The organism is Chloroflexota bacterium (assembly GCA_034717495.1).
In the GTDB taxonomy this organism is placed as follows: domain Bacteria; phylum Chloroflexota; class Anaerolineae; order JAAEKA01; family JAAEKA01; genus JAYELL01.
This window is the reverse complement of record JAYELL010000034.1, coordinates 1-25,459: the sequence shown is the minus strand read 5'-3', so window position 1 is coordinate 25,459 and position 25,459 is coordinate 1. Positions and strand designations below refer to the sequence as shown.

20 protein-coding genes are annotated in these 25,459 nt (G+C 58.9%); all 20 read right to left on the bottom strand.

The annotated features are described in order from the left end of the window. Positions 1–20 precede the first annotated feature (20 nt). Entirely contained in the window at positions 21–2,066 is a 2,046-nt protein-coding gene (locus U9R25_06715) for a hypothetical protein (protein MEA3335586.1), read from the bottom strand. Between the two features lie 24 nt (positions 2,067–2,090). After that, positions 2,091–4,589, bottom strand: a complete 2,499-nt coding sequence (locus tag U9R25_06710) for a putative baseplate assembly protein (GenBank protein ID MEA3335585.1) — start codon at positions 4,587–4,589, stop codon at positions 2,091–2,093. 12 nt (positions 4,590–4,601) lie between these two features. Beyond that, on the bottom strand, positions 4,602–7,217 hold the full coding sequence (locus U9R25_06705) for a putative baseplate assembly protein (GenBank protein MEA3335584.1): 2,616 nt from the start codon (positions 7,215–7,217) through the stop codon (positions 4,602–4,604). A gap of 9 nt (positions 7,218–7,226) precedes the next feature. Further along, positions 7,227–7,586 carry a GPW/gp25 family protein gene (locus U9R25_06700; GenBank protein ID MEA3335583.1) on the bottom strand — a complete coding sequence of 120 codons (360 nt, stop codon included), beginning with the start codon at positions 7,584–7,586 and terminating at the stop codon, positions 7,227–7,229. Between the two features lie 36 nt (positions 7,587–7,622). Further along, on the bottom strand, positions 7,623–7,943 hold the full coding sequence (locus tag U9R25_06695) for a hypothetical protein (protein MEA3335582.1): 321 nt from the start codon (positions 7,941–7,943) through the stop codon (positions 7,623–7,625). A 45-nt stretch (positions 7,944–7,988) separates the two neighbouring features. Further along, the gene (locus U9R25_06690) at positions 7,989–8,501 is read right to left on the bottom strand and encodes a phage baseplate assembly protein V (protein MEA3335581.1); all 513 of its coding nucleotides are present in this window, start codon (positions 8,499–8,501) and stop codon (positions 7,989–7,991) included. Positions 8,502–8,524: 23 nt separating this feature from the next. Continuing rightward, positions 8,525–9,655: a hypothetical protein gene (locus U9R25_06685; protein ID MEA3335580.1), complete on the bottom strand. Its 1,131-nt coding sequence runs from the start codon at positions 9,653–9,655 to the stop codon at positions 8,525–8,527. Continuing rightward, entirely contained in the window at positions 9,648–10,019 is a 372-nt protein-coding gene (locus U9R25_06680; protein ID MEA3335579.1) for a LysM domain-containing protein, read from the bottom strand. The genes U9R25_06685 and U9R25_06680 overlap by 8 nt, the downstream gene beginning before the upstream one ends. Continuing rightward, positions 10,016–10,666 (bottom strand): hypothetical protein, encoded by a 651-nt coding sequence (locus U9R25_06675; protein ID MEA3335578.1) that lies wholly within the window; start codon positions 10,664–10,666, stop codon positions 10,016–10,018. Before U9R25_06675 ends, U9R25_06680 begins: the two co-directional genes overlap by 4 nt. Further along, positions 10,663–14,718 carry a putative zinc-binding metallopeptidase gene (locus U9R25_06670; GenBank protein MEA3335577.1) on the bottom strand — a complete coding sequence of 1,352 codons (4,056 nt, stop codon included), beginning with the start codon at positions 14,716–14,718 and terminating at the stop codon, positions 10,663–10,665. Before U9R25_06670 ends, U9R25_06675 begins: the two co-directional genes overlap by 4 nt. Beyond that, positions 14,715–15,053 (bottom strand): hypothetical protein, encoded by a 339-nt coding sequence (locus U9R25_06665; protein MEA3335576.1) that lies wholly within the window; start codon positions 15,051–15,053, stop codon positions 14,715–14,717. The genes U9R25_06670 and U9R25_06665 overlap by 4 nt, the downstream gene beginning before the upstream one ends. Continuing rightward, entirely contained in the window at positions 15,046–17,013 is a 1,968-nt protein-coding gene (locus U9R25_06660) for an ATP-binding protein (protein MEA3335575.1), read from the bottom strand. The genes U9R25_06665 and U9R25_06660 overlap by 8 nt, the downstream gene beginning before the upstream one ends. Next, entirely contained in the window at positions 17,010–18,389 is a 1,380-nt protein-coding gene (locus U9R25_06655; protein ID MEA3335574.1) for a DUF4255 domain-containing protein, read from the bottom strand. Before U9R25_06655 ends, U9R25_06660 begins: the two co-directional genes overlap by 4 nt. Next, positions 18,386–19,201 (bottom strand): hypothetical protein, encoded by an 816-nt coding sequence (locus tag U9R25_06650; GenBank protein ID MEA3335573.1) that lies wholly within the window; start codon positions 19,199–19,201, stop codon positions 18,386–18,388. The genes U9R25_06655 and U9R25_06650 overlap by 4 nt, the downstream gene beginning before the upstream one ends. After that, a complete protein-coding gene (locus tag U9R25_06645) occupies positions 19,198–20,055 on the bottom strand; it encodes a phage baseplate protein (GenBank protein MEA3335572.1) in 858 nt (285 codons plus the stop codon). Before U9R25_06645 ends, U9R25_06650 begins: the two co-directional genes overlap by 4 nt. Positions 20,056–20,161: 106 nt before the next feature. After that, on the bottom strand, positions 20,162–20,683 hold the full coding sequence (locus tag U9R25_06640; GenBank protein ID MEA3335571.1) for a phage tail protein: 522 nt from the start codon (positions 20,681–20,683) through the stop codon (positions 20,162–20,164). Positions 20,684–20,687: 4 nt separating this feature from the next. Further along, positions 20,688–22,673: a phage tail sheath subtilisin-like domain-containing protein gene (locus U9R25_06635; GenBank protein MEA3335570.1), complete on the bottom strand. Its 1,986-nt coding sequence runs from the start codon at positions 22,671–22,673 to the stop codon at positions 20,688–20,690. An 86-nt stretch (positions 22,674–22,759) separates the two neighbouring features. Continuing rightward, positions 22,760–22,960, bottom strand: coding sequence for a hypothetical protein (locus tag U9R25_06630; GenBank protein MEA3335569.1), 201 nt, complete (start codon positions 22,958–22,960; stop codon positions 22,760–22,762). A 391-nt stretch (positions 22,961–23,351) separates the two neighbouring features. Next, positions 23,352–24,239 carry a hypothetical protein gene (locus tag U9R25_06625; protein MEA3335568.1) on the bottom strand — a complete coding sequence of 296 codons (888 nt, stop codon included), beginning with the start codon at positions 24,237–24,239 and terminating at the stop codon, positions 23,352–23,354. Positions 24,240–24,519: 280 nt separating this feature from the next. Further along, positions 24,520–25,230, bottom strand: coding sequence for a purine-nucleoside phosphorylase (gene deoD, locus U9R25_06620; GenBank protein ID MEA3335567.1), 711 nt, complete (start codon positions 25,228–25,230; stop codon positions 24,520–24,522). Positions 25,231–25,459 lie beyond the last annotated feature (229 nt).

The window sequence follows — 25,459 nt, the reverse complement described above, 5'->3', positions numbered from 1 at the left end:
GCGGACCTCCAAAGGATCGGTTAGCTGGCATAGAATATCCCCGCCTCCAACCCAAAGCGCAGATATTCATCCAGGCGTACCCGCAGATTCGTCTCTTTTTGAGGCTGATACAGGTCGTGAAACACGCCCATCTCAGATTCATCATCGGCACCAGTGCGAATCTCGACCGGGCACCGCTGGTTCAACTGGCAATAGTCGGGATCTCCATAGCGCTGGGAGTTGAAGACAGGCCTCATGGACACCATGTCTTCCTCCCTGGCCGGCTGGCATTGAAAACGGCGAGGTGTCACCGACCGGAACGGCACAAATGAAAAGCGCACGCAGCCCTCCTGGCGCCGCTGCGACAAAACGGGCGCGAGCCAGGTATCCCCGCCGTCAACATCAAGCCGGGCGTGAAAAATGGTGTTTGAGGCCAACTCCAGCAGCCGGGTGTGCACCTTGCCGATTACCGTAGAATCGACGACGGTCAGCTGCGCGCCAGGTCCCTCTCCATCCAAAGCGGCGTAAGCGACCCTGTCGGGCGAGGTCGCATCGACAATACTGTCCACGATACGAACCTCCGCGACCTGTCCGTCGACTCGCAATCCGCCCAATATGCACCGGTCGATCTCCAGGATCAGGCCCTCGGCATCGACGATCAGGCTTGCCGCGTCGGGGAAACGCGGCCTTCCATCGACGAAGAGGCTGTGCCCAGGCACAAGAGTACAGTGGCGTAGGGTAACCCGTCGCAGGTTGCCTGTGATACGGACGGCGGCGGCGCTGATCAGCAAGCCATCGACGGTAACCTCGGCTTCATCCCCCCCGTCGATGACCAGTTCACCGCCCAGCAAGAGGTGAGGAAAGCTTCCGTCCGCGGCCCGTAGCTCCAGGCGGGAACCAGCTGTGGCCGTGAGGTGGGGAGTCTCATCGTAGGGGCCACTATCCTGCACTTCGACAACGCCGTGGCCACCCAGGGCCGCAAGCGCAGCCTGAATCGACGCCTCATCTGTTGGCACCCTCATCACCGGCGCGAGTTCCTCATCCAGGTCGTCGGCCCTGGCGTATTCGCCTCCGCCCAGATCGGCGCTGAATCCATAGTGGAAGGTCACCGTCAAAATGCCCTGGCCCGGGTCCCCCGTGTTCTGCGGGGTAGCCACCCGGCCAAGTACCGGATCGATGGCATATTTGTCGGCCGGCTTATGGGCCCACACAGCCCCCTTGTCGGAAAGATTGCAGACCACGACCTGGCTGCGGTCGATCTCCACACCGCCGGCGGTGAGCAGGATTCCCTTGCCAGGCCCGTAGTGCAGTGCCAGGTAGGAATCCAGTACCCGGCGGCTCAACGCCATGGGAACATTGATGGGCTCCGCCAGGTGGGTGATCTCATCCTCAGTTTCGACCCGATTGTAGAGCGGGGTGTTTTTCCCCAGAGGGCTGAACATATAACGCCGGGGACCGATCCGTACCGCGGGCGACCTGCTGCGTTTATGGCTATCCAGTCGCCAGAGGTAAATCCCCACATTGGGAATATTGAACTTGCCGGCGCTTCGTTCAGACCTGGGCGACTGCGGATAGCCGCCAATTCGCCTGACATCTGCCGTGTGAGCAACCCTGTCGAAGGCAGTATCCAATCGTTCCAGCGCTTCCCAATCGCGCATGGCAGGGCTGTACAGGTTGTGCAGCCTCAGGTGTTTCATGTATTGACTGGTTGCCAGAAGCTCAAAGAACTCGACCACCCGGGCATTCCAGCCGGTTACATCCCTGGCCAGTTGCTCCAGCATCGCCGCAGTGCCCTTGCGCCGGCGGTAGCCTATCGTGTTAGCCACCTCAGCGCGAGGACTGCTAACTTCCGGAGTGACTCCGTGCAGAGTACGATACCCGATCAGATCGCCGATATAGGGCACCACCCAATCGGCGCAGGTTTCGATGAATTGATCGTCGTAAAGCTGAGCCAGATTCTCCTCGAGAATCGCTGTCTGCTCGGATATGACACCCAGTAACGCCTTGAGAGGATCCCCTTCCTCTGCATCGCGCAGGCGGTAGATTGCCGGTAGCAATTCGTATATCGTGTCCAGGTCGTAACTCATTCTGAACCTCGTCTCGTCCAGACCCTATAGTGCGGTCTCGAGCCCCAGCGGCTCATCGGTGATCATCAACAGTTCGGCGCCGAAAACCTCCCCGGCCGCCACGCCCGGGCTCGGCGCGGCGGCAATCAGTCGCTGAGAAAAAGTGGGGCCGACGCCAGGATCAAGCCGATGAAAGTAATTGACGTCGACTGCAACCACCCCATCGACGCTCTGTATCACAGCCATGATCTCGCTCAGAAAAACATGCTTGCCCAGCTCTCCGGCCTCGAACGAATAGTGATCGCGCAGATCATTCTCCACGGCTGCCAGAACCAGATCGGAGTCATAATCCAGCTCAACGGTTATCACGGCGTCCAACGTAAATTTCACCGGAACATAGGAAGCGAGTGACAGCGGCACGAAGGGATTGCCAGCCCCCTGCATGGCCGAAAGCAGGCTGGAACCGGTCGTGTCGCTACCGGTCTCCACGATGTCGCCGTTCGCGCCAGCGACGGTAACAAACACGCCCCGCTGTTGGCCGCTCCAGGTCCAGGTGGCCCGGGCTTTGGCGATCCCGGCATAGGCCTGGGCGAAATCCTCATAATCCTGAAGAGAAACGATGCGATCCAGGGTCCGAACTGTGACAGGCGCATTGCGGCGGGCTTCGTCGCGGGTCTCCCCATCGGCGCCGCCAGCAGCCCGCACCGGATTAGCAACTTCCTTCAAGCCCAACGGACGGGTCAACAGAGTTGTCAGTCGCTCAGACTCCAGGTTACCGGCTGCTCCCAGCCCCTTGCGATACGTAGCCCGGACATTGTCAATACCGGTGGGCAGCCGGGCGCCATTTTGACCGTCGCCGAACTGTACGGTCATCTTTCCCTCGTCGTCCCGCCGGGTCACGAAGACACGCTCATCGCGGCCTTTTTGGTACAGGCTTGGCACCTCGTGCCACAGGATGTCGTTGACCCTCACCGCCAATGTCGAAACCGCGCCGCTGGCCGATACTGTATCCCGCACATAGGTCACCGGCGACTGTTTTAGCCCAAACTTCTGGTAGGGCCGGGTTGCATCGCCGGCACCCAACACCTCCTGGGTGGTCTCGCCGTGAGTGGCCCTGGCCACATTGGCGTAGATCATCACTGTTTCCAGCTGGTACGATTGCTGAAGCGTCGTAGTGAAGGTCAGGCGTGTGGCGTTGCCTTCAAGTTTGGCGCTGTCCAGGACCAGGTCCTCGCTCGTTAACTCTTCAGCGTCTTTTGGGATGCCTACCAGAACAAGGCGTCGCTCGGGCAACAGGTTGTCCACCTTGGCTGCCATCAGGAGATTATCCACCCTGCCGGTTGCCTTCTTGCCGATGGGCCTCTCACTGGCTACTGCAAGCCGTTCGCTTTGGGCATAGACTGTCGTGCCGCGATAGTTGGTGCTGGAAAAGTTACCCAGGCCGGTGCTGGGGTCCAGTTGAACCTTTGCTGCCTTTCCTGTCATGGCAAAATTGGCAACAGCGGCCTCGGAAACGCCAGCCGTTTCGTACAGCCGGGTAGAGCCGGGCCTGGTCAGCACGACCCAACTGCTTTTCTCAACCGCAGGATAGTTGTTGTCCAAATAAACCGTGCTCCCGGATATTGGATAGAGCCAACGGGTCTTCCCTGCATTGAGGCTGCTCGCGTATTTGGTCAGGGTTTCCGCCGGCAGGACACGCGGATCAGGGGCATTGTAGCCGAAGAGGGCCGCTCTCTGGCGCAGCGCGTGCACCTCCAGCGGATGTCCAGAAGCCACGCTACTATCCAGGGCTGTGCTCAATATGACCAGCGTCTGGTTCGACACCGGGTCGGCAGTCACATCGCTTACATAGCGAAAGTCCCAGTTGTTGCTTTCGGGATCGTCCTTTCGATTCGTTCCGACGAAGATAAGCGCATCGCCGGCCCGAAGATTACTGCCGGTGCCTTCCAGATAGATCTTTTGGCTGCTCTGTCCAACACTTTGGCCTTCGGTTAACTTCAGCTTCAGTGCATTCCATTCGGGGCGGGCCTCGATTTCCTCGATGGTCTCGAAGGTCTGAGGAAATTCGTCCTGTCCCGGTACACTTTGAGCCTTGACACCTGCCGTCACGATGACGCTTTCGGGCGCCCCAGGTGTCTCGTCCATCGAAAAGGCCAGCAGGGTCGTGGCGGCCACGCCGGGGCGCAGTTCGTAGCCAATAAGACGGGCCATCTCCAGCAGCGACAGCCGTTCCGTCGCCGTACGCCAGTAGGACTCGTTGGCGATCCGTTCCTGATAAAAGCTCAGCACATCGCCAACCACTGCCCACGCATCCAGCAGAGCGATGGTGAAGTCGTCATCCTCGCGGGTCGTCAGCATACGCAGCGCTGGGTAAGCGCTGGAGGAAAGACGGGCCAGCATGGTGCGCTTGAACGTTCCGTGGATGCCAACCCGGTAGGCGATCGCACTCAGGCCTGGTCGATTATCGAGGGTAACCGGCGTCTCTGCGCTGGTTCCCTGACAGCAGCCGCAGTCATTCAGCGTGACTGGAGATTGGCTCATCATGATCCTCTGGTGTTATTTGCCACCTAACAACTTCAACTTGAATGTACCTCGTTCGGGGAAACTGGGATCGTTGTCCAATCGAGCGATCTCAAGCCGCTCGAAGGCCAACATGCCATCCTGAAACGCCTTCGGATCGGGACGGCCCCGCCGCTGAAACCTGGAAACTTTCACTGATTCCACCCCCGCCACCTGCTGGGCCGCAGCCACCAATTTGCTCAGATAGACAGGCTGGCCAAAGGTGAAATTGTCGGGATGGAAGATACCCAACCGTCCATCGGGCAGGACGCGATTGCTAAAGACATCGAGAAGGGCTGCCTTGACGTGGCTGCGAAAATAGTCTGTCTTGACGCAGACCTTGATGGTGACTTCCAGCGGCACGTAGCGCGGACCGTCGACCTCCAGGTCGTAGCCCGCCAGACGGTAGCGCTCGAGCCGGTCTTGCAGGCGCTGCTCGAAGTGTTCATCGACGGTAAGCCCGGCATAACGATCGGCCGTTACAAACACCGTGTGCCAGCTGCCGGTCCAGCGAAAGGTCGCGGCCGCCTGCTGGATCTGCATGTCCTGCTGCCGTTCCGTGACTTCGGCATAGTCCGCGGCCGTCACAGCCCTCTCCTGGGTGCGAAAGGCCACAGGTGCCCGCTGGCGAACATCCTCGATGCGCTCCGCTTCAACAGCACCTCGGGCAGGCAATGGATTACGCACGCCGGTAACTGCAGCCGCCACATCGTTCTGCCCTGTCACCAGCAGAGTGATCACGTCGGTACCGACGTTTCCGCTCGTTCCATTGCCGATCCGATAAGTTGCCGTGAATCCCAGCCCACTGTTGGGACGCTCACCATGGCGGTCGTCGCCGAAGCGCAGAAAGGCCCGTCCTCCCTGCTCCATCTCCACCACGAACTCGGTGGCATCCTCTTCGCTTGCCAAAAGGTCACGCCGGGATTTCCAGGTCCGCTCCAGGCTATCGACCAGGCTGACCGCAGGCATGGTATTACGCATCAACCACCGGAATGCCGCTGTCGCCGACCCTTCGTCGTCGAAAGGCCGGTGCACCCTCTGTTGACCACCACCAGGAAGCTGCTCTGTCGCCGGCACCATGCCCTGCTGGGTCAACGGTTGACTCTGCAAACCGGGCCGGAAACGGGCAGGAACCGGATGGCGTTGGTGAGGCTCGCAGTGGGCTTCGCTGCCCTCCGCTTTGAAGATCGTTGCGTCGGGAACAACTCCCAGATCCTCGTCCGTGATACTCAGACCGTGGTCCGCCAGGACAACGTTTCCAAGGGCAAGGCTGATGTCCAAAACCAGTTGACTGCCATGGTCATCGTCGGTGATGCCCGACAGGCAAAGCGGGAAGGGCAGCGCATCTTCAGGATCCCATTCGATGGCAATGTATGGCTGCCCGGTGAGGGGATCGATGACCGCTGCGGCAGGCGTTCTATCTATCCTCGGACGAACTCCAGGGCCGCCAGCCTGCATCGTTTCGCTTGCTTCCGGATGCACCCGAGTCAAACGCACGGCGTGGCGATGGCTTGGATCGGCATCAGCCTCGCTGCCAGTGTTCGGCCCCAGGCGTTCCTCGAAGATGATCACATCCCCGGGACGCAAGCGTGGTCGTTCGTCCCCATTCACGCTGTCCTTCAAGTAGGCGCGGGTGGCACCCCTGGGCAAACAACATTCCTCATCGCCCCAGGTATAGAAGGGGATTTCATTGTGAGCGGGGTGCAGGTAGCCAGTTTCCAGCAACTCAAAGACCTCGGGATCGTGGTCTGTGAGCACAGCCGGCAAATCATCGGCCGCAACCACCGGACCTGGCACACATCGGGTCAACAGTCGCGCGGGCGCACCAGAGATCGTATCCACATCCAGCAGAGTCACCGGCGCGTTGACATCAAAATAAACCCATGCCCGCGCGTTGCAGCCATCATGCATGAAGTAATCCATCAAACGGGCGTGACGCTTCACCGAGGTCCGTAACCTGGCGGTGCCCAGGTAGGCCTCTGTGGCTACGGCATCCTGCTGGTAGCTCAAACGGTCGGCCAGATAAGCCAGCAACTCCACCAGGGCCACACCAAGGTCGGCCGGATTTCGCTCCGGCCAATCGGGCATGATCGTCGCCATCCGGTCCAGCATAAGCTGCCGGAAACTGGCATAATCCCTGGCAAGATAGTTGATCTCAGGCGCCAACTCGACATCTGGAGGGCATTCATCGACAGGCAGACAGTCGAAATCGCTGGGACAGGCCACCTTGAAGGAAAAGTCGATGGCTGAAAGACGAGGATCGAAGTCCTCAGGTGGGCTCAACGCCTCCGGCGCTGCCACCAAACGCAAGGTATAGGTCGAGAAGTCGCCCGGTTGGTCGACAGTGACCACCAGTACCGTGGCATCCAATGGATCAGCCTTGGTTTCCAGCACAGCGATATCCCGGATCCGCTCGCCACCCTCGATCACAATATTCGTCGAGTCCAGTCCGGCAAGATGATCCTCCTTCAGAAAGTGAACGAAGAGTGTACGCTGCCTGAGATTGTTGGGCAGCCCAGGATCGTCCAGCACCTCCAGATAGTCGATCCCATTGAGCACCGGATGGTTCGCAACGCTGTTGCGGCGCCTTTCGTCACAGCAGAAATAGATCATAACTCACTCTCAGATCTGGCGGTTGAACTCCGCCACCCGGCGCTCTTGTGTCCGCCGGATAACGTATCGCACCTGGACTGTCAAGCTGGAATCCTGGGCCTCGACCTCGACCTCTTCGACCAGTATCAGGTCGCCCAACCACTGTTGCAGAGCGCCCTGTACCAGGAACTGGGTGGTTGCTGCCAACTCATCACTGTTGGGTGCGAACACCAGCTGAAGGAGGCCGCTACCGAAATCGGGGCGGTTGACCCGCTCTCCCGGCACCGTGAACAGCACCTGCTCGATCATATCGCGAATATGGTCCTCGTAGCCGGTGCCGGCCGTGCGGCCCCGACCATCGAAATGGTAGGCATAATCCAGGTTCTTCATGGTCTTGCTAAGTGCCATCGTCATTGGTCTGCCTCCTCATATGGCGGTCACCCGCGGCTGCACCACAAGCGGCAACAGGGGCGTGCCGGTGGGAGCACAGATAGCCTGACTATCCTGCAGAAGCAAGGGCTGTCCATTGCTCGTGACCCGGATCGCCGAAGTGACAAACTGGGCCGTCACGCAGGGACCGTTGCCGCCGGGCGGCACGAACGCGCAGCCTGCGATCACATAAGGTGACGTAACAGCAACCGTTGGCTGCCCGTTTACCAGCACCCTGGGATTGGGCACCGCCGGCTGAGCCTGTCCGCCGTGGGCACAAATCACCACGGCGCCGACGTGAAGCAAAGGACCTGGCACGAGTCGATCTCCTTTATCGGATAGATAGCATTCTTCAGAATGACCTCAGACGACCACCAGCGCGCCGTTGTTGACGGTCACCGTGGGGCCGATCAACGTGATCATCGCCCCCTTGCCATTCTGGATGTAAATACCTGTATCGTTGACGATCAGCGTGGCGCCGGTCGTGCTCTTGAGCATGATGCCACCGGTGGGTCCAGGCAGGTCGCTGATCACGATGCCATTTTGCAGCGTAGTTTGCAGGGTGATTCCGTCGATGGCCGGGGGCACGGTTTTGGCTAACGCAGGCACCTCGGCCGTCGAACCCCAAAAGGAGCCTGTCCAGATGGGATAATCAGGGTCACCCTGCTCGAATTCGATCCAGACGCCTGCGCCAATGGGTGGCACTGTAAACATGCCCATCTGTACGCCACCGACGGGCAGACAGGGCATGGCCCAACTGGTCAAGGCAATGTTTGATACGTCGGGCACCATAACCTGGATCCTGCCTATCATCATGGGATCAACGTTGTTGATGACCTGACCACGATATTTGCCATAGAACTTTTTTTGGCTCATAGAATTCAGACTCGTATTGCTCCTCAGGCTGGAACGGTGGGAACGGTAGACAGCAGTCCGTTGCGAGCAAGGGTGAAGGATTGTTTGTATTGGCTCTGCTTGATCTGGTGGGTCACGCTGTTCACGTAATAGAGTCCGTCGAAGGCAACACCGGCCCCGCGCACGCCGACCAACTGACGGGCCTTCAGAACCCGGCCATAGCGCAACACGTCAAGCGTGCCATCGGCGGTCACCGCGTCAGCCGATTTTGCGGCATTCGACAGGCCAAAGAGAGCGGCCCGGATCGGAGAGAGTTTGGCAGTGCCGCTCAAAGGCTCGATGTCGTTCGGCAGGGGCGGAACCAGGCCCAGCGGTGGATTGGTCAATGAAACATCAGGAATCGGGATGGGAATTGGCACCTTGGTCAACTGGTTCTGGATGAATACCACGGGAAGCGTACGGCCTTCGTTGTCGAAGTTGAAGCTCAAGGACTCCACGTTAGTGTAGTGGTCCATATCCATGTTCAGGGCTGGCTGCGGCGCACCAACTTTGATCAGGGGACCCCAGTAGGCTCTGCTTGTGCCTGGCGCTGGACCTGGATCGAGATAAAAGACGTAACCTGCCTCCTCGGCCAGCTGTTTGACGTATGCAAGATCCTTTCCCTTGTGTCGTGGAATTCGATCCACAGGAATGGGCACTTCGGTCAGAACGCTGGGGATCACCACGGGAATAATTCCCAGGACGGCATATTTTGCCAGAATGAGTGCAACCCGCGCAAAATTGGGCATGGCAGGGTAGGGAATGCCACTGAAATCGATCCAGTTCATGACTGCTGTCAGGTCCTTGCCCTTGACCGTCAGCACGGGGTCGTTTCCTGCGCCGCCGGGACTCACATTCTGATGCGTGATCACACCATCCATCAGAACTTCGGTCGCCCCGTTCACCGTTACCACGATCACCGCACGCATGATGGGAATTGCCGCCTGGCCACTCAGAAGAAAGAGGGTATGCAGTGGCGAGTTTTTTGAGAGCGTGAACTTCATCTCGAATCCGCTGGTCACCTCGCCGGAATTGACCTGTACCTGAATGTCAGTCAGGGCATCGAGCACAGCCGCCGGTACCGGCAGCGGCACAGCCGGACCGATCATCAGGGTAAGATTGATGCCCTTAAGCATTTTGGCCGCCTGGAATGCCTTCTGGCAAGGTAATCCGTAGCTTCCGGCCGTTCTCTTCGGTCAGTTCATCAGGTCGCGTCGCACCATTGGCATCACAGAGACGCCAGAATTGCTCCGGATCGCCGATGTATTGAGCAGCGAGTTTGTCCAGCCGGTCACCCTCCTGAACCGTATGTTCCTGTAGCAACGCGAAACGCTCCGGCGGCGGGACGAAACGACGTCGCACGTAAGCAATGGTGCGACCGTCCGAGGTCTCCATGGTGGCAACTTCAATGCCATGATAGCGGCTGGTGGGTGGAAAGGCCGTGGAGTCCATTCCCAGCGGCTGAAGCAACGCCTGCAGCGCTTGTTCGGAATCGCTCATGGTATCCCTCCCAGGCCCAGAGCACCCAGGGTGCCTCCCGGACCGCGGCTAACCAGCTGCTCCTTCTGTTGCTGATAGATCATATAGAGATTGCCTCCCTTCTCGTTGAAGGGAAGGTCGCTGATGCTGAGGACTCGCAAGCTCAGGCTCACTTTGGCCCGGATCGGGTTCAGCGCCGGATCGAAGGCCTGCTCCGTAATACTGAAGTCGGAGATGCGCACCGGCATTACCCGGTTTTTGCTCCACACAAATAGCATCAGGGGAGCCTGCATGGGAATGATCTCCAGGGTTCCGCTTTGAGCCAGTCCATTGATCTGCTGCAGTTGGCTGCTGGCCGGATAAACTGTAGCCTCAAGTGCGGCCAGTTGAGGCGCAACGCCCAACTCACTCACCGAGGAATCCCCTGCAGCCAACTGATCGCTCGCATCGATTTCCGCTTCAAGGCTAATGGTCTCCACCGGGGGGCCTTTGAGGCGCAGCGCCTCGGAACGGTCGGCCGTTTCGCCTACACTCTGAACCTGCAGCGTGCGCGTGATCGTATCGGGGTTGTACTGCAACGTGATCACCTGCTGAACGGCAGCCGAGACAGGGTCGATCAGTACGAGCCCACCTTTGATCAGCCTGGGAGTGCCGGGAAATGTGCTCATGCGCTTCCTGCCTGGCCATTCGCTGATGACCTGCTGGCGGACAGGTCACCCGGGATGGCCTCTGACTCCTGCTCATTCAGTGAGTCATGGTTTACACCGTCCAGTTGCCCTTGTTGGGCCACATGGGTCAATTCGTGGGCCAACAACCATTGACCGCCCGGTGTCGAGGGTGCGAACTGGCCTGCATCGAAAACGATGTGCGATCCTATCGTATAGGCCAGCGCGTGCACCGACCGGGCAGACCGGGCGGCGGACGAGTCGGCGTGGATTCGCACCTGGCTGAAGTCCAGCCCCAGGCTGCGTTCCATCAGCGTTCGGGTCTCGCCAGGCAGCGGTTGACCCGCCCCCGTCATTTGGAGGCCGGCCGCATCCGTGACCTCGCGCGTTTCCTGACCGATTTGCGATTTCCGGCGAATGGCCAGGCCCTGTTTCCTGGCGAATTTTCGCACATCTGCCTTGTATTCCTTCAACAGAACGTCGGGGTGTTCCAGGCCTGAATTGACGAACGATATGCCGGCCAGCAGGTTATCAAAGATATCCACCACGAGTTTCTTCCGCTGCTTCACGAGTTTCTTCCGCCAGGACAGTATGTGAGTTTCCACTTTCGTTCGCCGGGCGTCACCTGGCGGTATTTGACTCATGATACCCGCTCCGAAGGGACCAAACCTGGCTTGAGAAGATGAAGGCTTTGACTGCACCTGGAACTCGGGACTGGCCAGGGCATGATAGACCGGCGCATAACTCCCGAAAACCTTGACCGCCGACTGGAATTTGCTTATCAGCTTGTTAAGGCCCGGTTCCAGGTCGACCTCCGACTCCTTGCCATCCAGGATCTTTTTCGCCTGGAGGTCGAGAGCTGCCAGAGCATCCGTCTGGAATGCGCTGTCCAATCGATGGCGAAGCCGTTGCCCGCCGCCAAAAAACACACCCGCAGGTACCTTCTTCATCTCGCCGTCCAGCGCCAAGCTATGCTGGGACCAGGGCTGGGCCAGTCGTGCGCTCAGCACCACGATCGCCTTCAGTTTCCTCAAAAATGGTGCCGCGGTGGCACGAACGTCAGCACTCTTGAAGGGAACCAGATCACCTTCTCCTGGCCGTTCATCCTTTGCGGTGCTTGTTGCCACCGCCTTCTTTTCGGCGGCAAGAGCTTTTCGCAATTCGGTTCGCAGGGGATCCAGGTGTTTGTCGTTGAGGTGATCGTCGACTGCGAAATCCCCTCCCCGCAACGACGCCACCAGTGTTGAAGTCAGTTGACGCTTTCGCTCAGCATCGAATTCCCCCAGGAGACGGTTACGTTGTTTGTCGAAGAGATAGGCGCCAAACACATTTCTACGCATGAATTGATACTTCTTTTTGCAGCTATCGTAAAGATTGTTGGGATTCTTCACGTATTCTTCAAAAGTCTCTGCAAAATCCTCGTTGGGATGAACGGTCGCGTAGGAAGAAACGAAACAGCTATCCACCGGAAAACGGAAATACATCGGATCGGCGTCGTCCGATTTTTTGTCGTACTTGTAATAATGATCCCCGTGGCGGTGTTTCGCCTTGGTCCGTTTGTTTTTTCGGTCTGCCTCCATCCGCTTTATCAAGCGCTCGCGTTTCCCATCATTACGAACATGGGTCTTCAGATTGCCTTTTGTCAGATGCTCCCACTTGAATTCAGTAATGAACTCACCCATAAGCCGATGAGCTTCGTCACGACTCAGGATGTGTCCAAGTTCGTGAACCGTGGTACCGAAGGTCAAACCGCCGTATAATTTGATGTACCGGCCACTCATCGGCGCGCGACCTGCCACGTCCGGATGCTCTCTTGCACGCAATATCCTGCGGAATTTTGGATTGGCCAGGAGGATTTCCGGTGGAATCCTGGATAGAATTCGCCGATCAAAGAATTTGAGGTCTTCAGGAGTCCAGCTGAGCCCGTAGGTCTTGTCCAGCAAGCGGTTGAACTCCAGGTTGTACTTAAGTTCCAGGCCAAACTCGGCTGTCTTATTCACGATAAGAGCCTTCAATCGCTCCTCAAACTCCTTGTTGAGTTTCCTGATCTGTCCGAAATCGGGCGGTTTTGCCTTCAGCAGGTCATCAAGTTGTTCTCGGTAGTCCAACAACTCCCTGGTCAGATCAACCGTTGCCGCCACCAGGAGCCGGTCCACTTCAGCCTGGGTTCGTTTACCAGCTTTCACCGTTTTGGCGGCCTCGACACCGAAGATATTTCGCAATTGGATTTTCAGGTCTTGCTGGCGCCCCTGATTCGCCTCACCGATGATCTTCTCATACCTGAAGGAAAGATCGCGATTGTCAATGGCGTCCCGCAGTTCATTGCGCCGGTGATCATCAGTCAATAGCTTGACCTTTTCATCCATCGCGGATTTTTCCAGCAGCAGGACGACAGCCCGCTCCTCGTGCTCCCGCACCCACCACATGACCACAAATTCGTCCAGGTAGGCAACCTTGACCTTCAGGTGTTTGATGTTCCCTGACAGCAGATCCAGCAGATCGCGATATTCGGCGCCATGGTAGTCGTCCATCAACTGGCCAAAGCGGCTCCGGGCCTTGAGTTTGAGCAATAAATCGTCGAACAGGCTGAGCTTCAACGCCTTGCGCAGAATCCCAAGACCTGCCAGTTCATCATCATCGCCCGTTGCACCATCCAACAGGTTGACGATCAGCTGACTCCCCTGCGCGACATCGAAGGTCAATTTCCCCCACTCTTGAGAATCAACCAGCTCGCGCACCGCATCGTCGTCACCCTCGACAGCATGTTTGAGCATTTCCTCGGGTGAGAGTCCCTCTTCCCCTTCCTTGCGCTGCAAAACCAACCCGGGCGAAAGGGGGGCTGGCCCAGTCTGCTGAACGACGTGGGCCAATTCATGGGCCAGCAGATGCCGCCCGGCAGCAGTGTGCGGCGAGTATTGCCCGCTGGCGAAAACGACGTCTGATCCCACGGTATAGGCATGGGAACTGACGGCTCTGGCTGATTGGCCTGCCCCGGCATCGGTGTGGATACGCACGTGAGCGAAACTATGGCCGAAGCGGGTCTCCATGAAGGATAGCGTGCTGTCATCCAATGGCCTGCCCGGGGACTGCAAAGCATCATGGACCTGCGATGGCGCATGGCCAATTTCAGCCTGGCCGGTGGCTTTGCGCATCAGCAGCGATCCCTCTTCCTTCTTCTTGGGCATCTCGGCACGACTGGGTGTCTTCGTCTCGCCCTTCAGCTTCAGGTCGTCGGGAGAGGCCTGCTTGCCAGCATCCGGTTGCGGTCCATAGGTCTGTTCCGCAGCCCCAGGGGTCAAGCCGGGTAACAATCCCATCTGGCGATTCCGGTGCATCAGCCAGGCGTTGATCATCGCCTGGTCCTGGGCCTTCTCCTCCGGCGTTTTCATGCTCTCCCGAAACTTGTGCTGTTCCAGCTGCATACGAGCCGTTTCCGCCCGGAATCTCTCTGACTTGCTCATGGCCGGTTTTTTGGGTGCCTTGGGAGCCGGCCCAAACTTGTAGGTGAAGGTGGCCATCACCTTGGTCGGTTTGTCCACCGGACCCTCGTAGGTGATCTGCATCTTCAGACCAGGCTTGATTTTGTCCAGCGAGATCTCAGGGATGCCGATGGGCAATTCCGAGTGGGTGGCAGCCAGGGCTGCAACAGCCCCGGCCAGGGCAGTACCGGCAATGATCTTGCCCGGCAGTGTGGAGATAAAAGCATCACCCAGTTGCTCCGCTTTCGCCTTGATCTCCTTGCCGGGAGCCGTTTCCAGAAATGCGTCGCCGACCTTTTTGGCCGCCTCTTTGTATTTCTCCTCTTCCGGCTTGGGCTTTTTGATGCCACGCATTTCCGAGACGATGTCCCGATCCTGCCGCTGAACGATGGGCACCGCCGCAATGGAAAAATCAGGACGGCCGGACGCGCCACCGGCCACCGCGTCGGCAATGCGATCCGCTTCCTGTTCGTATCGATCCCCGGGTCGATTGACCGCCAGCCGCGAATGACGGTTCCGGGGAACCCGCGTTGCCGAGCCTGATCGTTTCTGTGTGGCGTTAGCACGTTGGCTCATTGGTCCGTTCCTTCCGTCCAACGAGAGGAGACCGTTTGCTGTTGCTGTAATGCCTGGACAACACTTCCGGCAATCTGCGAACCAATCTGTTCCGGACGAATTCCTGGGCTCGTGGCAAACGATCCGCCGTCCAGGGCGGAGATCTTTTCATGGCCTGTGAAGTTGCCAGGCATCTGCCCATCAGCCAGCAGACGGGCAAGCTGCCGTTCCACCGCCCGGCCGATGCGCATACGATCGGCCGCGGGAAACCCATGCAGAATCAGTTCCTCGATGTGAACCGACACCCTGTCTGGAACCGCGGGGGTCTTCAATCCCCGGCTAGCCTTGTCAGTCATCATCCTGCTCCAGGCCCAGACGATCTAACTCGCTCATGGGCTTTTCCAGCTTGGCGTACTCGGCCCTTGCAGCCCTCAGGATATGGCCAGCCCGCACAGGCTGGCCCTGATCGGCCGCCAAAAAGGCCGCACCCAGCGCGATGTTGCGGATGTTGCCCCCCGCCAGGTTGAGTCGCGCCAGTTTTTTTGGCTGCAGGCCTTCCGTCGGCGTTTCCTGCGGAAAGACCCCGCGCCAGATCTCGGCCCGATGATGCGAATCGGGGAAGGGAAACTGCACGACGAAGCGCAGCCGCCGCATGAAGGCTGGATCGAGAGCACTCTTCATATTGCTGGTCAGGATTGCCAGCCCGCGGTAGGCCTCCATCCGTTGCAGCAGGTAGCTAACCTCGATGTTGGCGTAACGATCATGGCTATCCTTGACCTCACTGCGCTTGCCAAAGAGGGCATCCGCCTCATCGAAAAGCAGAATGGCGCCACTCTCCTCGGCCGCATCAAAGACCCGCCGTAGATTCTTTTCCGTCTCGCCGATATATTTGCTGACAACCTGGCTCAGATCGATGCAATAGAGATCCAGTTGAAGTTCCTGGGCCAGCACTTCAGCCGCCATGGTTTTGCCAGTACCGCTGGTTCCAACAAAGAGGGCGCTGATGCCGAGACCCCGGGAGCTTTTGCGGGCAAAACCCCACACATCGTACACCTGGGTGCGCTGCCGGACTGCCGCCGCAATCTCGCGCAACAGAAGAAGTTGGCCCCTGGGAAGCACCAGATCCTTCCATCCCGCTGCCGGCGCAACACGCTGGGCCAGATCGTCCAGTCGAAGCCGGGTTTGTTGGCGACATACCTGCCATAGATCGTCCTCTCCCGTACTTACACCCAGTTGAGCCGCCGAGTGGATGGCATGAGCACTCAGGTCGAACTGGGCAACCAGGCCATCCAGCTGCCCATTGAGACTGCCGGCAGCCGGCCCCAGAACTTGCTGCCACAGGCTGCGCTGTTCAGTTCTCGATGGTTTTTGCGCCTCCAGGACAACCATGGGACGCTGTATTCCCAACAGGCGATCTTTGGATGAGACGAACACGGTAAACCCTGCGCGCTCAATGAAGCGGCGAACCAGACCATTTGCAGAACTTCCCCGGCTGCCATCGAGCTCATCACACTCCAGCAACAGGATGCTGCCGGCCAGCGCCTGTTCCCTTTCCCAAAGTCGAGCCATCCTGTCAAGCTCGCCAGCCGGCAAATCGCCGGAGGCCAACCTCCAGAGAGGTCGCGACGCCAGGTCACAAGCTACCGCCGCAATAAGCCGCCGGTCGGCCGGGACGCCGCCGCAGAGCGCCACGACGGGCGATGGATCACTGCCCTCTTGCTGGCACAGCCCAGCCAGATGCTCTGCCAGTCGCCGGTGGGAAGGCACCAGATCGACGTGGGCATCCGCCGGCAAGGCATAGCAAGCCAGCCGCTCGTCAAGGTGTTGAAGCCCAGCCAGGAAATGCAGAATCCGCTCGTCGATCTGCAGCGGGCTGTGAATCAGTGAAGGCCCCGGTCCCACTTCCAGCAGCCGCCAGGACCGCAGCGGCCCGGTGGGCGCAAGGGCACTCCAATGTCCATCCGGAAGCATCGACAAAGCAAGGCCAAAGGTGGGTTGGATCCCGGTTGCTCCACCCTGTGCCTGGGCACAAAGGTTTCCGATCTCGCTGTCCATTTCGACACCGGCAGCCAGCAACAACAGGTCGCGCTCGAAGGCAGTCAGACCGAAAGTTGCACGCAGCGAGGCCAGCATCGGTGGTTCGATCGCGGGCGCTACATTGCCCGGCTGCCCGCTCAGATATGCCTGCAAGATGACGCGCAGTCGCTCGAGGGCGGCGACCAGCGCACGCTGGTTGTCCAGCAGAAAGTCCCGCTGGGCATCGGTTTTTTCCGACGTCTCCTGCCTGCGAGAGCTGGCCGTCACAGTGTCGCTCATACCGTTATCCTCGGCAAGGCGTATTGGCCCGTGCCATCAACTGTGAGTGGGCTCTCAGCGCCATCGACCTGGACCCGCACCAGATAGTCGGCCGGCGCGACAAAGGAGATCGGGAATACGATCGATCCCGTATCGGCCTGAAGGGGATCGGCAATGCCATTGTCCTGGGGCGCATTGAATGAATAGGCCCTCGCCTGGCGGGAGGCCGGGGGGTTGAACTCATTCAGAAGCAACCTCACCCGCTGGGATCGACCTACCCGCGGCGCGAAGTTGACCGTCACATCGGCCGACTGAAGCGTCACCCCGTCGACGATCACCGGTGTCCCGTCGACCAGGGTGGGCGTGACGTTGGCAACCGTGGGGCCAATCACCGCAGGGGGTACCGGACCGGACGCCTCGATCACAGGATGCAAAATAAACGCCATCACATTGGACTCGAAACCGCGGTGGGGCTCAGACGGCGCTGCTGTGCCGAGATCGAGTCGCTGGACCACCTGAACGCTTTGCACGCCCGCCTGGAGGCCTGCCGGGACTGCCACCCGAATCTCGCTATCGGTTAAGTCGGTGTCGGCGGGCGTCACGTCGACCTCACCGAAGCGCACCTGGGTGACATTGCCCTTCAATTGATAACCCTGGACCAGCAGGGTGCTGCCCTCGAATATCCAGGCATCGGCCCCCTCGGACGACACCACCTGTTCGATCACCGGTTGGCGCCAGGTGAAGACCTTGACATTGCGCGTCCGTACCGGCAACGCCGGTCGGGTGGAACGTTTGCTTTCGATCAGGACTACCGATGCCTGGTAGGCCGCTGAGGGACGGTACTTGGCCTGCATGGCTGTCCAAAGCTTGGAGAGTTCCTCCAGATTCAAGGCCTGTGGAACGATTTTGATCAACTCAACCTGGTCTGCCAGCTCTGCCGCAACCAGCGCCTGTTGCGCCGGCGGCAGCACCCCTCCCGAAATAGGGGGTGGCGCTGCCAGAGACTCGCGAATAGCGTCCCGGGCTAACACCGGCGTCTCATGCAAGATTTGCATAGCGTAACCCAGCAGCACTTCGCCATGAAACTCCTGAGCGCCATAGACGGTAAGCAGATAGTGCAGGTCCAGAGCCAGCGGCGGATTGCTGAGCCGGTCACCGTTTGAACTGCGGGAGGGCAGACCAACATTGCGCCATCCGGCGTTGGGGGAAACCTGGTAAAGAAACAGGTTCAGTTGGGCCTGCTCGCTGCTATCCCCCGTCTGAATGCGGTCCGGCGGCAGCGCGCTGACAGTCACGTTGCCACCCAGGCTTCCGGTGACGTCGTGATCGATCAGGCCATTGTTCAGCAAGTCCCGTAACACAGCCGTGACGGCTGCGATAGCCAGGGCATTACTCATGACTCGCCACTCCCTCCGGCCGTGCCCCGATTTCCTGGTGTTCGGCCGCGCAGGTAGTCATCCAGCGAAAGGGTATTGGGTTTGGACTGCAGCGCCGCTCGCCGGACCGGTCGAGTCGGTGCCGGTGGCGTGATTGCCCGCACTTCGATGCGCCCAATTGTGATAGCCACTGTTGGCCCGGTTCTGGCCTCTTTCTGAAAACCTCGCACTGGCGGCTGGAGCTTGGGCTCGATCTGCCGTTGATACCGACCAATGTTCGATGATTGCAAAGGCAGGCCGGGCGACTGCCAGGCGACAGTCTCAGCGTTTGCCAGTTTGCCCAATGCCAGAGAGTCCTGACCCTTGTTCATCGTCTGGGTCTGATCCTTGACCGAAATGGGAGTCGCTGCCTTCGTCTCTGAGACCATGCCTGCCGGCGGACTACTGTCCAGGTCGTTCGATATCTTGGGGTCGCGATCCATCCTGATATTTGGCTGCGTCACCGGGCGACCCTCATGATCGGAAGAAGGCACGCTGCCTGGCCAGGGACTTTCCAGGATTCCTTGTTGCGTTCCGATCGCGCGGGGAGCCGGTTGCCCAGGCCATCTCTCTTCAGCTAAGGCTGGAGTCGATTGACTGGTTTCCCATCTCCCTGGATCCAACCCCGGCCCATCGAGCGTCTCGATGCTGTCCACATTCGCACTTCGCGCCAACCCAACTCCTTCAACTCCACTCGCTTCAAAGCGGGTTGGAAGCCGAGGTTGCAGCACGTTCAGCGCTTCCGGCAAACCTGGCAGGCTGTGCTGAACCAGATTGTCCAGGTAATCGGTCATGTGACAGCTCCGCGGTCAAGTACCATCGAAATGTACCGTCCTCGCCGCCAGGGACCCATGTCCAGTATCTCCATTTCAGACCAACCGTACGCCGAAGCCAGCGTATGGACCTCATTCAACATGCGTTCAGCCCACGCGTTCAACTCGTCCCACAGAAAGGAAAGGATATCGAACTGGACCGGCCATCGGTATTCGCAGGCCGAACAGATCAGGTCCGTCTCCATGAGTGCAAAGGGATCAACCGCCGCCATATGGGCAACAACGGCGGCACTCACCTCGCTCGGTAGCTGATCGGGCGCCACGTTCACGCCGTCACTTCGAGACTCCAGGATACAGCGATCCAGAAGCTGTTTTCGTCGCGCGCCGGACCCGTGAGCGGGATCTAAGGCCATCAGGTCCTGGCTGGTGGGAAGGCGATAGATCACCTCGAAGCTGCTGTCGCTCCACAGATACCTGTCCTCGATCGCAACCAGGGATGAAGGGGTCGTTGCGCCATGTTCCCCGCCTTCGGAATCAACCTCGGGTGACCCGGTGATCCCGGCGTCTGACCGTTGAATGGACGCCATAGCCTGGCTGATCTCAGATGCGGCAAAGGTCATTTCAATCCTTTCACCACATTGGGGGCAGGTAGCAAGGCCAACGAAGCCGGGTCCGAAGAGAGACTCGCGCAACGCCAGCAGCCGGCGGTTGCGTTGGCCGATCGACAGCGTTGCCAGGGTTTCGACAGGGCTTTGCGGTTCGGCGCCGGCCAACAGCAACAGGGCTCGCTGCACAGACCCATGCATCTGGCATTGCTCCCAGACATGCAGCCAGAGTCGAGCGGATGACCTCGAGTTGCCTGCGATCCCGCTCATGGACCACGCTCCCGCAGCGCTGGCACCGGTCTTACGTGGGAAACCCGGCCGGTGGGCTGATAGTATGACCACCGGATGTCCGGAAGAAACTCGCCGGCGAACCAGATCATGGTTCAGTGAAGGTCGGTTCCGTCGGCTCGGTGACCTCGTAATCGCGCTCCCAGCCCTCGTTTTCCAGCTTGAGGGTTTGGATGGCAACGGCATTCGCGTTGGCGTCCAGATCAGGCAGCGCCTGGTATTCCGAAACCCAACAGCGATACACCTTGTAGGCGATCGCCAGCTGGCCAGCCTCGTTGTAGACATCGATGATGATGTCCTTGCGGAAATCCTTCAGCGAACTCTCGGCGCCCAACCCTGAACCAAAGTTCCAGACCTTGTTGGCCCACTGCTCGAATTCTTGGTCATGGGTAACGCCACGCTCGAGCGTTATCGCCTCATACTCGGAGCGCCCCGGCGATTTGCGGCTGCTGCTGGGATCGCCTCCCTCCCGGTGGGTGACCACCTCGGTGGTTCTTTTGAGCGCGCTGACCTTGCTGACTCCTGCCACATAGCGGCCGTCCCACCTGACGCGGAACTTGAAGTTTTTGTAGGGATCGAAACGATGGGTATTGACGGTAAACTGGGCCATGGTTCTATACCTCGATCTGACCAGCGATCTGCTGGAGCTTGATGATCACGAACTCAGCCGGCTTGAGCGGTGCAAAGCCGACCACGATATTCACGATGCCGCGATTGATATCATCCTGAGTCGTGGTCTCCTTGTCACACTTGACAAAATAGGCATCGCGCGGCGTTGTACCCTGGAAGGCGCCCTGGCGGAACAAGCTATGCATGAACGCCCCGATGTTGAGGCGAATCTGCGCCCAAAGGGGTTCGTCGTTGGGTTCGAAGACCACCCATTGCGTTCCTCTGAACAGGCTTTCCTCCAGGAAGAGGGCCAGCCGACGCACCGGAACATATTTCCACTCCGAGGCCTGCTGATCGGCACCGTCCAGGGTACGGGCCCCCCAACAGACATTGCCGAAGACATCGAAAATGCGCAGGCAGTTAACTCCCAGAGGATTGAGGGTGCCGTTTTCGGCGTCGTTCAGTTTGACGTCGTACCTGGTGACTCCGCGGAGGGCCGCGTCAACGCCCGCCGGCGCTTTCCAGATACCGCGGTTGGCATCGGTGCGTGCGTAGAGCCCGGCAATGGTGCCACTGGCGCCGAAGGAGCGAAGGCGGAAATCCTGCAGGGAATCGGCGATCTGGACCCGGGGGAAGTAGAGCGCAACATTTTTGTCCCGCAATGTCGCCTTGGTGTTGATCCAGTCCTTGATCTGGGAAACGGTGGTCTTGTTGCTGGGGGTATCCAAAACAAAGAAAGCTCGCCGTGCGTTGCAATAGGTCGTGGCTGCGCTGACCACAGCATCGACCTGGGCCTCGGCGAAGTTTGTCGACGTGCCGCTCACCCGGGCAATGCGAGGAAGGCAGAGAATATTGAACAGGTCGACCTTGTCCAGAGCGTGAAGTCCGGTTGGTGGATCGACAGCCGGACTGCCCAGCAGGGCCGTGGCATCGGGCGGCAACCCATTGCCGCCCACCGATGTGGCAGCACCCGCGCCCTGGGCCCCAATGGCGCTGCCATTGTAGCCCAATTGGTAGAGCGCAACGTTGGTTTCCGTACCCGCCGCGGTGGGCAGAGCCAGGTTCCCGACGGTGTTGGCATCGGCTGCCGCAGCGGCGAAGGTGAAGATAGTACCTGGCGCGGAGGGACCAGCCACGATCTGAAGAACGCCCGCCACAACTCCTGCACGAGCCTGCGCCCAGGCTGGATTTCCCGGGTCTGCACCTCGAATGCCACTTTGCAGGCGGCCGGCAGCCTCCTCCACACTGGCGATGGCCGTCGTACCCAGGTTGGCGGTTTTGGTCACGGCGCTGGTGCCATCGTCCAGGATGACGTCAACCAGCAGCGGCAGCCCTGCCCCAGGTGGGTTGGCGGGGAAGGTGAAGGTGGAACCAGATAGTGAGCCTGAGGCCTGAGGAAGATTGCTGCCCGCGGTCGAGTCCACTCTCATGAGCGTTGAACCGTCATCCACGATAGTCTTGACGTAGCTGGGATCGGTGCTGGTCATCGAGAGGTTTCGGAACACCTCTTGTCTGGTCACCACCGTGCGACCACTGACTGTCTGGACCTCTGAGACGGTCAGATTGAATTGTGTAGCAGAACTGGCGGTGCCATAGTCTACTTCCACCCGCAGATTGTTGCCCCAGGTCCCCTCGCTGGCAGCCGAGATCGCCATGGCCTGGGAGCCGCCACTGGCACTGTCGAAAAGGGTCGCGGTTGCCTTGGCCAACGGGTTGCTGCCATCTGCGCTGGCCACCCGGACCACCCAGGCTTCAGTGCCGCCGTTGAGAAAGAACTGTTGAATGGCATAGCTGGCTTCACTGAGTTCGTCCAGGCCTCCGAACCCGCGCTCGAAATCACCCATGCTAAAGATTTGCACCGCTTTGTTCATCGAACCACGTTTGAAGTAGTCGACAAAAGCGGCGACCGAGGTAGAAACGCCGGTGATTGTTCGCACACCACTGGGTATTTCCTCGATGTAGACTCCCGGATAGGTCGGTGTGACTGGCATCGGTAACTCTCCTTAATTGGGACCCGACATGCCGGCAACAGGCGTGCTGTTTGCCCCGCGCCGGCTGTCGAAATTGCCCGACATCCCTAAATTCGTTCCACGCCCATCGCGCGGATGTGAGGGATGATAAACGCGCTGATATCCTCCAGCCGTTGAACATAGCGGTAGGTGCCGCTGGGTACATGGGTGATGCGCCCGCGCCAGTGCGCCTGGCCGGCCTCTTCAGCTGTTTCCTCCAACCAGATTTTTACAATGAACGAGTGAGCGTTGCCCTCGAAATCATCCATCGCCGGGCATTATACAGGGTAAGCGGTCGCCAGGCGTCTTTTTTGCGTCTGTCTTTGCGTCTAGTGGAAAGTTGGGAAGTGGATTCCGTCCCCCAACCGGCGGCCCTCCCCAAAGGGGTGCCTTCGGCATGAGACCGGGGCAGTTCAGCCAGCAGAAAGCGTACAGTGAGCGAAGTCGAACCTGTTCGCTCACTGCACGCCTGTTGTCGATGCAGACCGGAAAGCGATGACTTCTTTCCTAATCCTTGTTCAACTTCTTATCGTTCGACCAGAACGTTATGTCCATCACCTTAGATTCGTCGATTCGTGGTCTTGACAAAGGGGCCAACTATACGCTAATCGGCGTCTGTACTCAAATGATTAGCGAATTCGTCCTGGTGTTACCCTGTCATTACTCGCCTTCGATCGGCGTTGGTAATGGCGACATGAACTGGGCTACACTAGTGGGCGTGGGCGTGACCGTGGGCAATGGTGAGTCGAGTGATCGGGCGGTTGGTATTGTCGTGGGGAAGGGCGTCGTGGTCGCCGTGGGTGTGGGAGTAATCGTAGGGCTGGTGATGCGGACCTTTTCGAAGCAATCCGCCTGAGTGATCGAGGTGGTATCACCAATCAGTTTACACAACTGATTGGCGCGTTCTGCATCGGTTTGGGCGAGGAAGCTGGCGATGTTGGAAAAACATGCGGCCTCTAAATCCGGGCGTTTCTGCAACCTGCATATCTTCAGAGCACCCTGAGTACCAGTTTCCTGAAAGGCCTGGTAGGCTGCGGCGTCATAGCAGATGCCGGCGCGAGGTTGATCAACCAAGCCATCACACAATCGCAGCATTTCCACCTGGTTGTCCGGCAGTTTGCACCGCCCCTCCCAGCAAATTGCCCCTGTCGGGTGGTAGCCGCACGGTTTACACATGGCAATCGGCCCTGTCGGTGTGCGGGTCGTCCGTGGCACCGTATATGGATACTTCCGTCTTTCCCACACAAGCAGTAAGTTGGGGTCGCCCTCAACCTGTTCACGGCTGTAGATGCTCCCGCAATCGCACCAGAGATCGAGCCTGAATGCGATCACGCAGTCGCTATCTTCGATACAGCGCAGGTCAGGCGTAGACACCGGTAACCCGGTAACAATCGACGTAGGCTGCAAAGTTGATTTTGGCGTAATCGGCATGTCCCGCTCCCAACAACCACTCAGCACCATAATAGTCAGGCTGCATGTCATAGCTAGCAAGGCGTATCGCATGTCCCCAGATTTGGACTGTTGCTGTGTACCAGGAATATCGTTCACGGTACCGTTCTCTCTTCAGGATTTGTGGTTTTCACCGGTGTACGTCGTTTTATGAAATTTGACGACGTACAATCCCATTAGTAGATACATCGTCTTGGTGGAGTCTTTTAATCTGATTCTCTATCCACCGGACGGTTGCGCATCAGCCGCACGCGCGGCTTGGCCCTGCCAACTCCGCCAACCAACCCCCACCAATGCCGTAACCCTCTTCGATACCCACGCGCGAAGCGCGTGTCGGCTGCATGCGCGTGTTAGGCCGCTACGACCAAGATAAGGCGCTCTAACCAGAACAAGGCGAAATCTCCAATGCGATTTCGGCCATCAGCGGGAAATCCCTTTCCCGTTGCTCGGCTGTTGAGGACTCGCCGGTCACCAGGCTGTCGCTCACGGTCAGCACGGAGAGAGCATCAACCTTGAATTTTGCCGCAAGCGTGTACAGACCGTTCGTCTCCATCTCGCAGACCAGTGTGCCATACGCAGCCCATATCTTCCACCATTCAGGATCGTCGGCGTAGAACGTGTCGCCGGAGAACATGCCCCCCACATACACTCTGGCCTCACGTGCTTTGGCGGCTTCATAGGCTTTCAGCAAGAGATCAAAGCTGGCTGCAGGTGCATAATCCATCCCTTGGAAGCGGAGCTTGTTCATGTGGGAGTCTGTGGAGGATGTCATGGGGAGCACGATGTCGCCGACCTTCAGGTGAGACTGGAGTGCCCCACACGTCCCAACGCGAATCAGCGTCTTGACGCCATACTCACTCACCAACTCGTTTACATAGATGGACAAGGTGGGCATACCCATGCCGGATCCCATGACCGAGACGCGCTTGTCTCCATAGTGGCCCGTATAACCTAACATCCCGCGGACCTCGTTGTAGCAGAATACATCCTCCAGCATTGTTTCTGCAATGTACTTGGCTCGCAACGGATCGCCGGGTAGAAGAACGGTTGGAGCAATTTGCCCCTGCTTTGCGCCAATGTGTACGCTCATCTGACACCTCCTGAAGGGTTGGAGACGCTGCACGAAACTGTGCCTCTATCTCAGTCTACTCTACCTCGTATCTCCTGACAAAATTACCCAAGTATAAAACAGGTTTCGTAAAGCGGCCTAACGGTGCGCGAGCTAAGCGGAACCCCCAAGGTGCGTTGCGCCTTCGGCGCAAAAGCGCCGCTGTGGGGCGAAGCGCAGCGAAGTCCGAGCGAAGCGAGGATTTCCGCTT

Coding starts and splice junctions, on each gene's coding strand:
- U9R25_06715 (MEA3335586.1), bottom strand. CDS start 2,066: ATGAGTTACGACCTGGACACGATATACGAATTGCTACCGGCAATCTAC.
- U9R25_06710 (MEA3335585.1), bottom strand. CDS start 4,589: ATGATGAGCCAATCTCCAGTCACGCTGAATGACTGCGGCTGCTGTCAG.
- U9R25_06705 (MEA3335584.1), bottom strand. CDS start 7,217: ATGATCTATTTCTGCTGTGACGAAAGGCGCCGCAACAGCGTTGCGAAC.
- U9R25_06700 (MEA3335583.1), bottom strand. CDS start 7,586: ATGAAGAACCTGGATTATGCCTACCATTTCGATGGTCGGGGCCGCACG.
- U9R25_06690 (MEA3335581.1), bottom strand. CDS start 8,501: ATGAGCCAAAAAAAGTTCTATGGCAAATATCGTGGTCAGGTCATCAAC.
- U9R25_06685 (MEA3335580.1), bottom strand. CDS start 9,655: ATGCTTAAGGGCATCAATCTTACCCTGATGATCGGTCCGGCTGTGCCG.
- U9R25_06680 (MEA3335579.1), bottom strand. CDS start 10,019: ATGAGCGATTCCGAACAAGCGCTGCAGGCGTTGCTTCAGCCGCTGGGA.
- U9R25_06675 (MEA3335578.1), bottom strand. CDS start 10,666: ATGAGCACATTTCCCGGCACTCCCAGGCTGATCAAAGGTGGGCTCGTA.
- U9R25_06670 (MEA3335577.1), bottom strand. CDS start 14,718: ATGAGCCAACGTGCTAACGCCACACAGAAACGATCAGGCTCGGCAACG.
- U9R25_06665 (MEA3335576.1), bottom strand. CDS start 15,053: ATGACTGACAAGGCTAGCCGGGGATTGAAGACCCCCGCGGTTCCAGAC.
- U9R25_06660 (MEA3335575.1), bottom strand. CDS start 17,013: ATGAGCGACACTGTGACGGCCAGCTCTCGCAGGCAGGAGACGTCGGAA.
- U9R25_06655 (MEA3335574.1), bottom strand. CDS start 18,389: ATGAGTAATGCCCTGGCTATCGCAGCCGTCACGGCTGTGTTACGGGAC.
- U9R25_06650 (MEA3335573.1), bottom strand. CDS start 19,201: ATGACCGATTACCTGGACAATCTGGTTCAGCACAGCCTGCCAGGTTTG.
- U9R25_06645 (MEA3335572.1), bottom strand. CDS start 20,055: ATGAGCGGGATCGCAGGCAACTCGAGGTCATCCGCTCGACTCTGGCTG.
- U9R25_06640 (MEA3335571.1), bottom strand. CDS start 20,683: ATGGCCCAGTTTACCGTCAATACCCATCGTTTCGATCCCTACAAAAAC.
- U9R25_06635 (MEA3335570.1), bottom strand. CDS start 22,673: ATGCCAGTCACACCGACCTATCCGGGAGTCTACATCGAGGAAATACCC.
- U9R25_06630 (MEA3335569.1), bottom strand. CDS start 22,960: ATGGATGATTTCGAGGGCAACGCTCACTCGTTCATTGTAAAAATCTGG.
- deoD (MEA3335567.1), bottom strand. CDS start 25,230: ATGAGCGTACACATTGGCGCAAAGCAGGGGCAAATTGCTCCAACCGTT.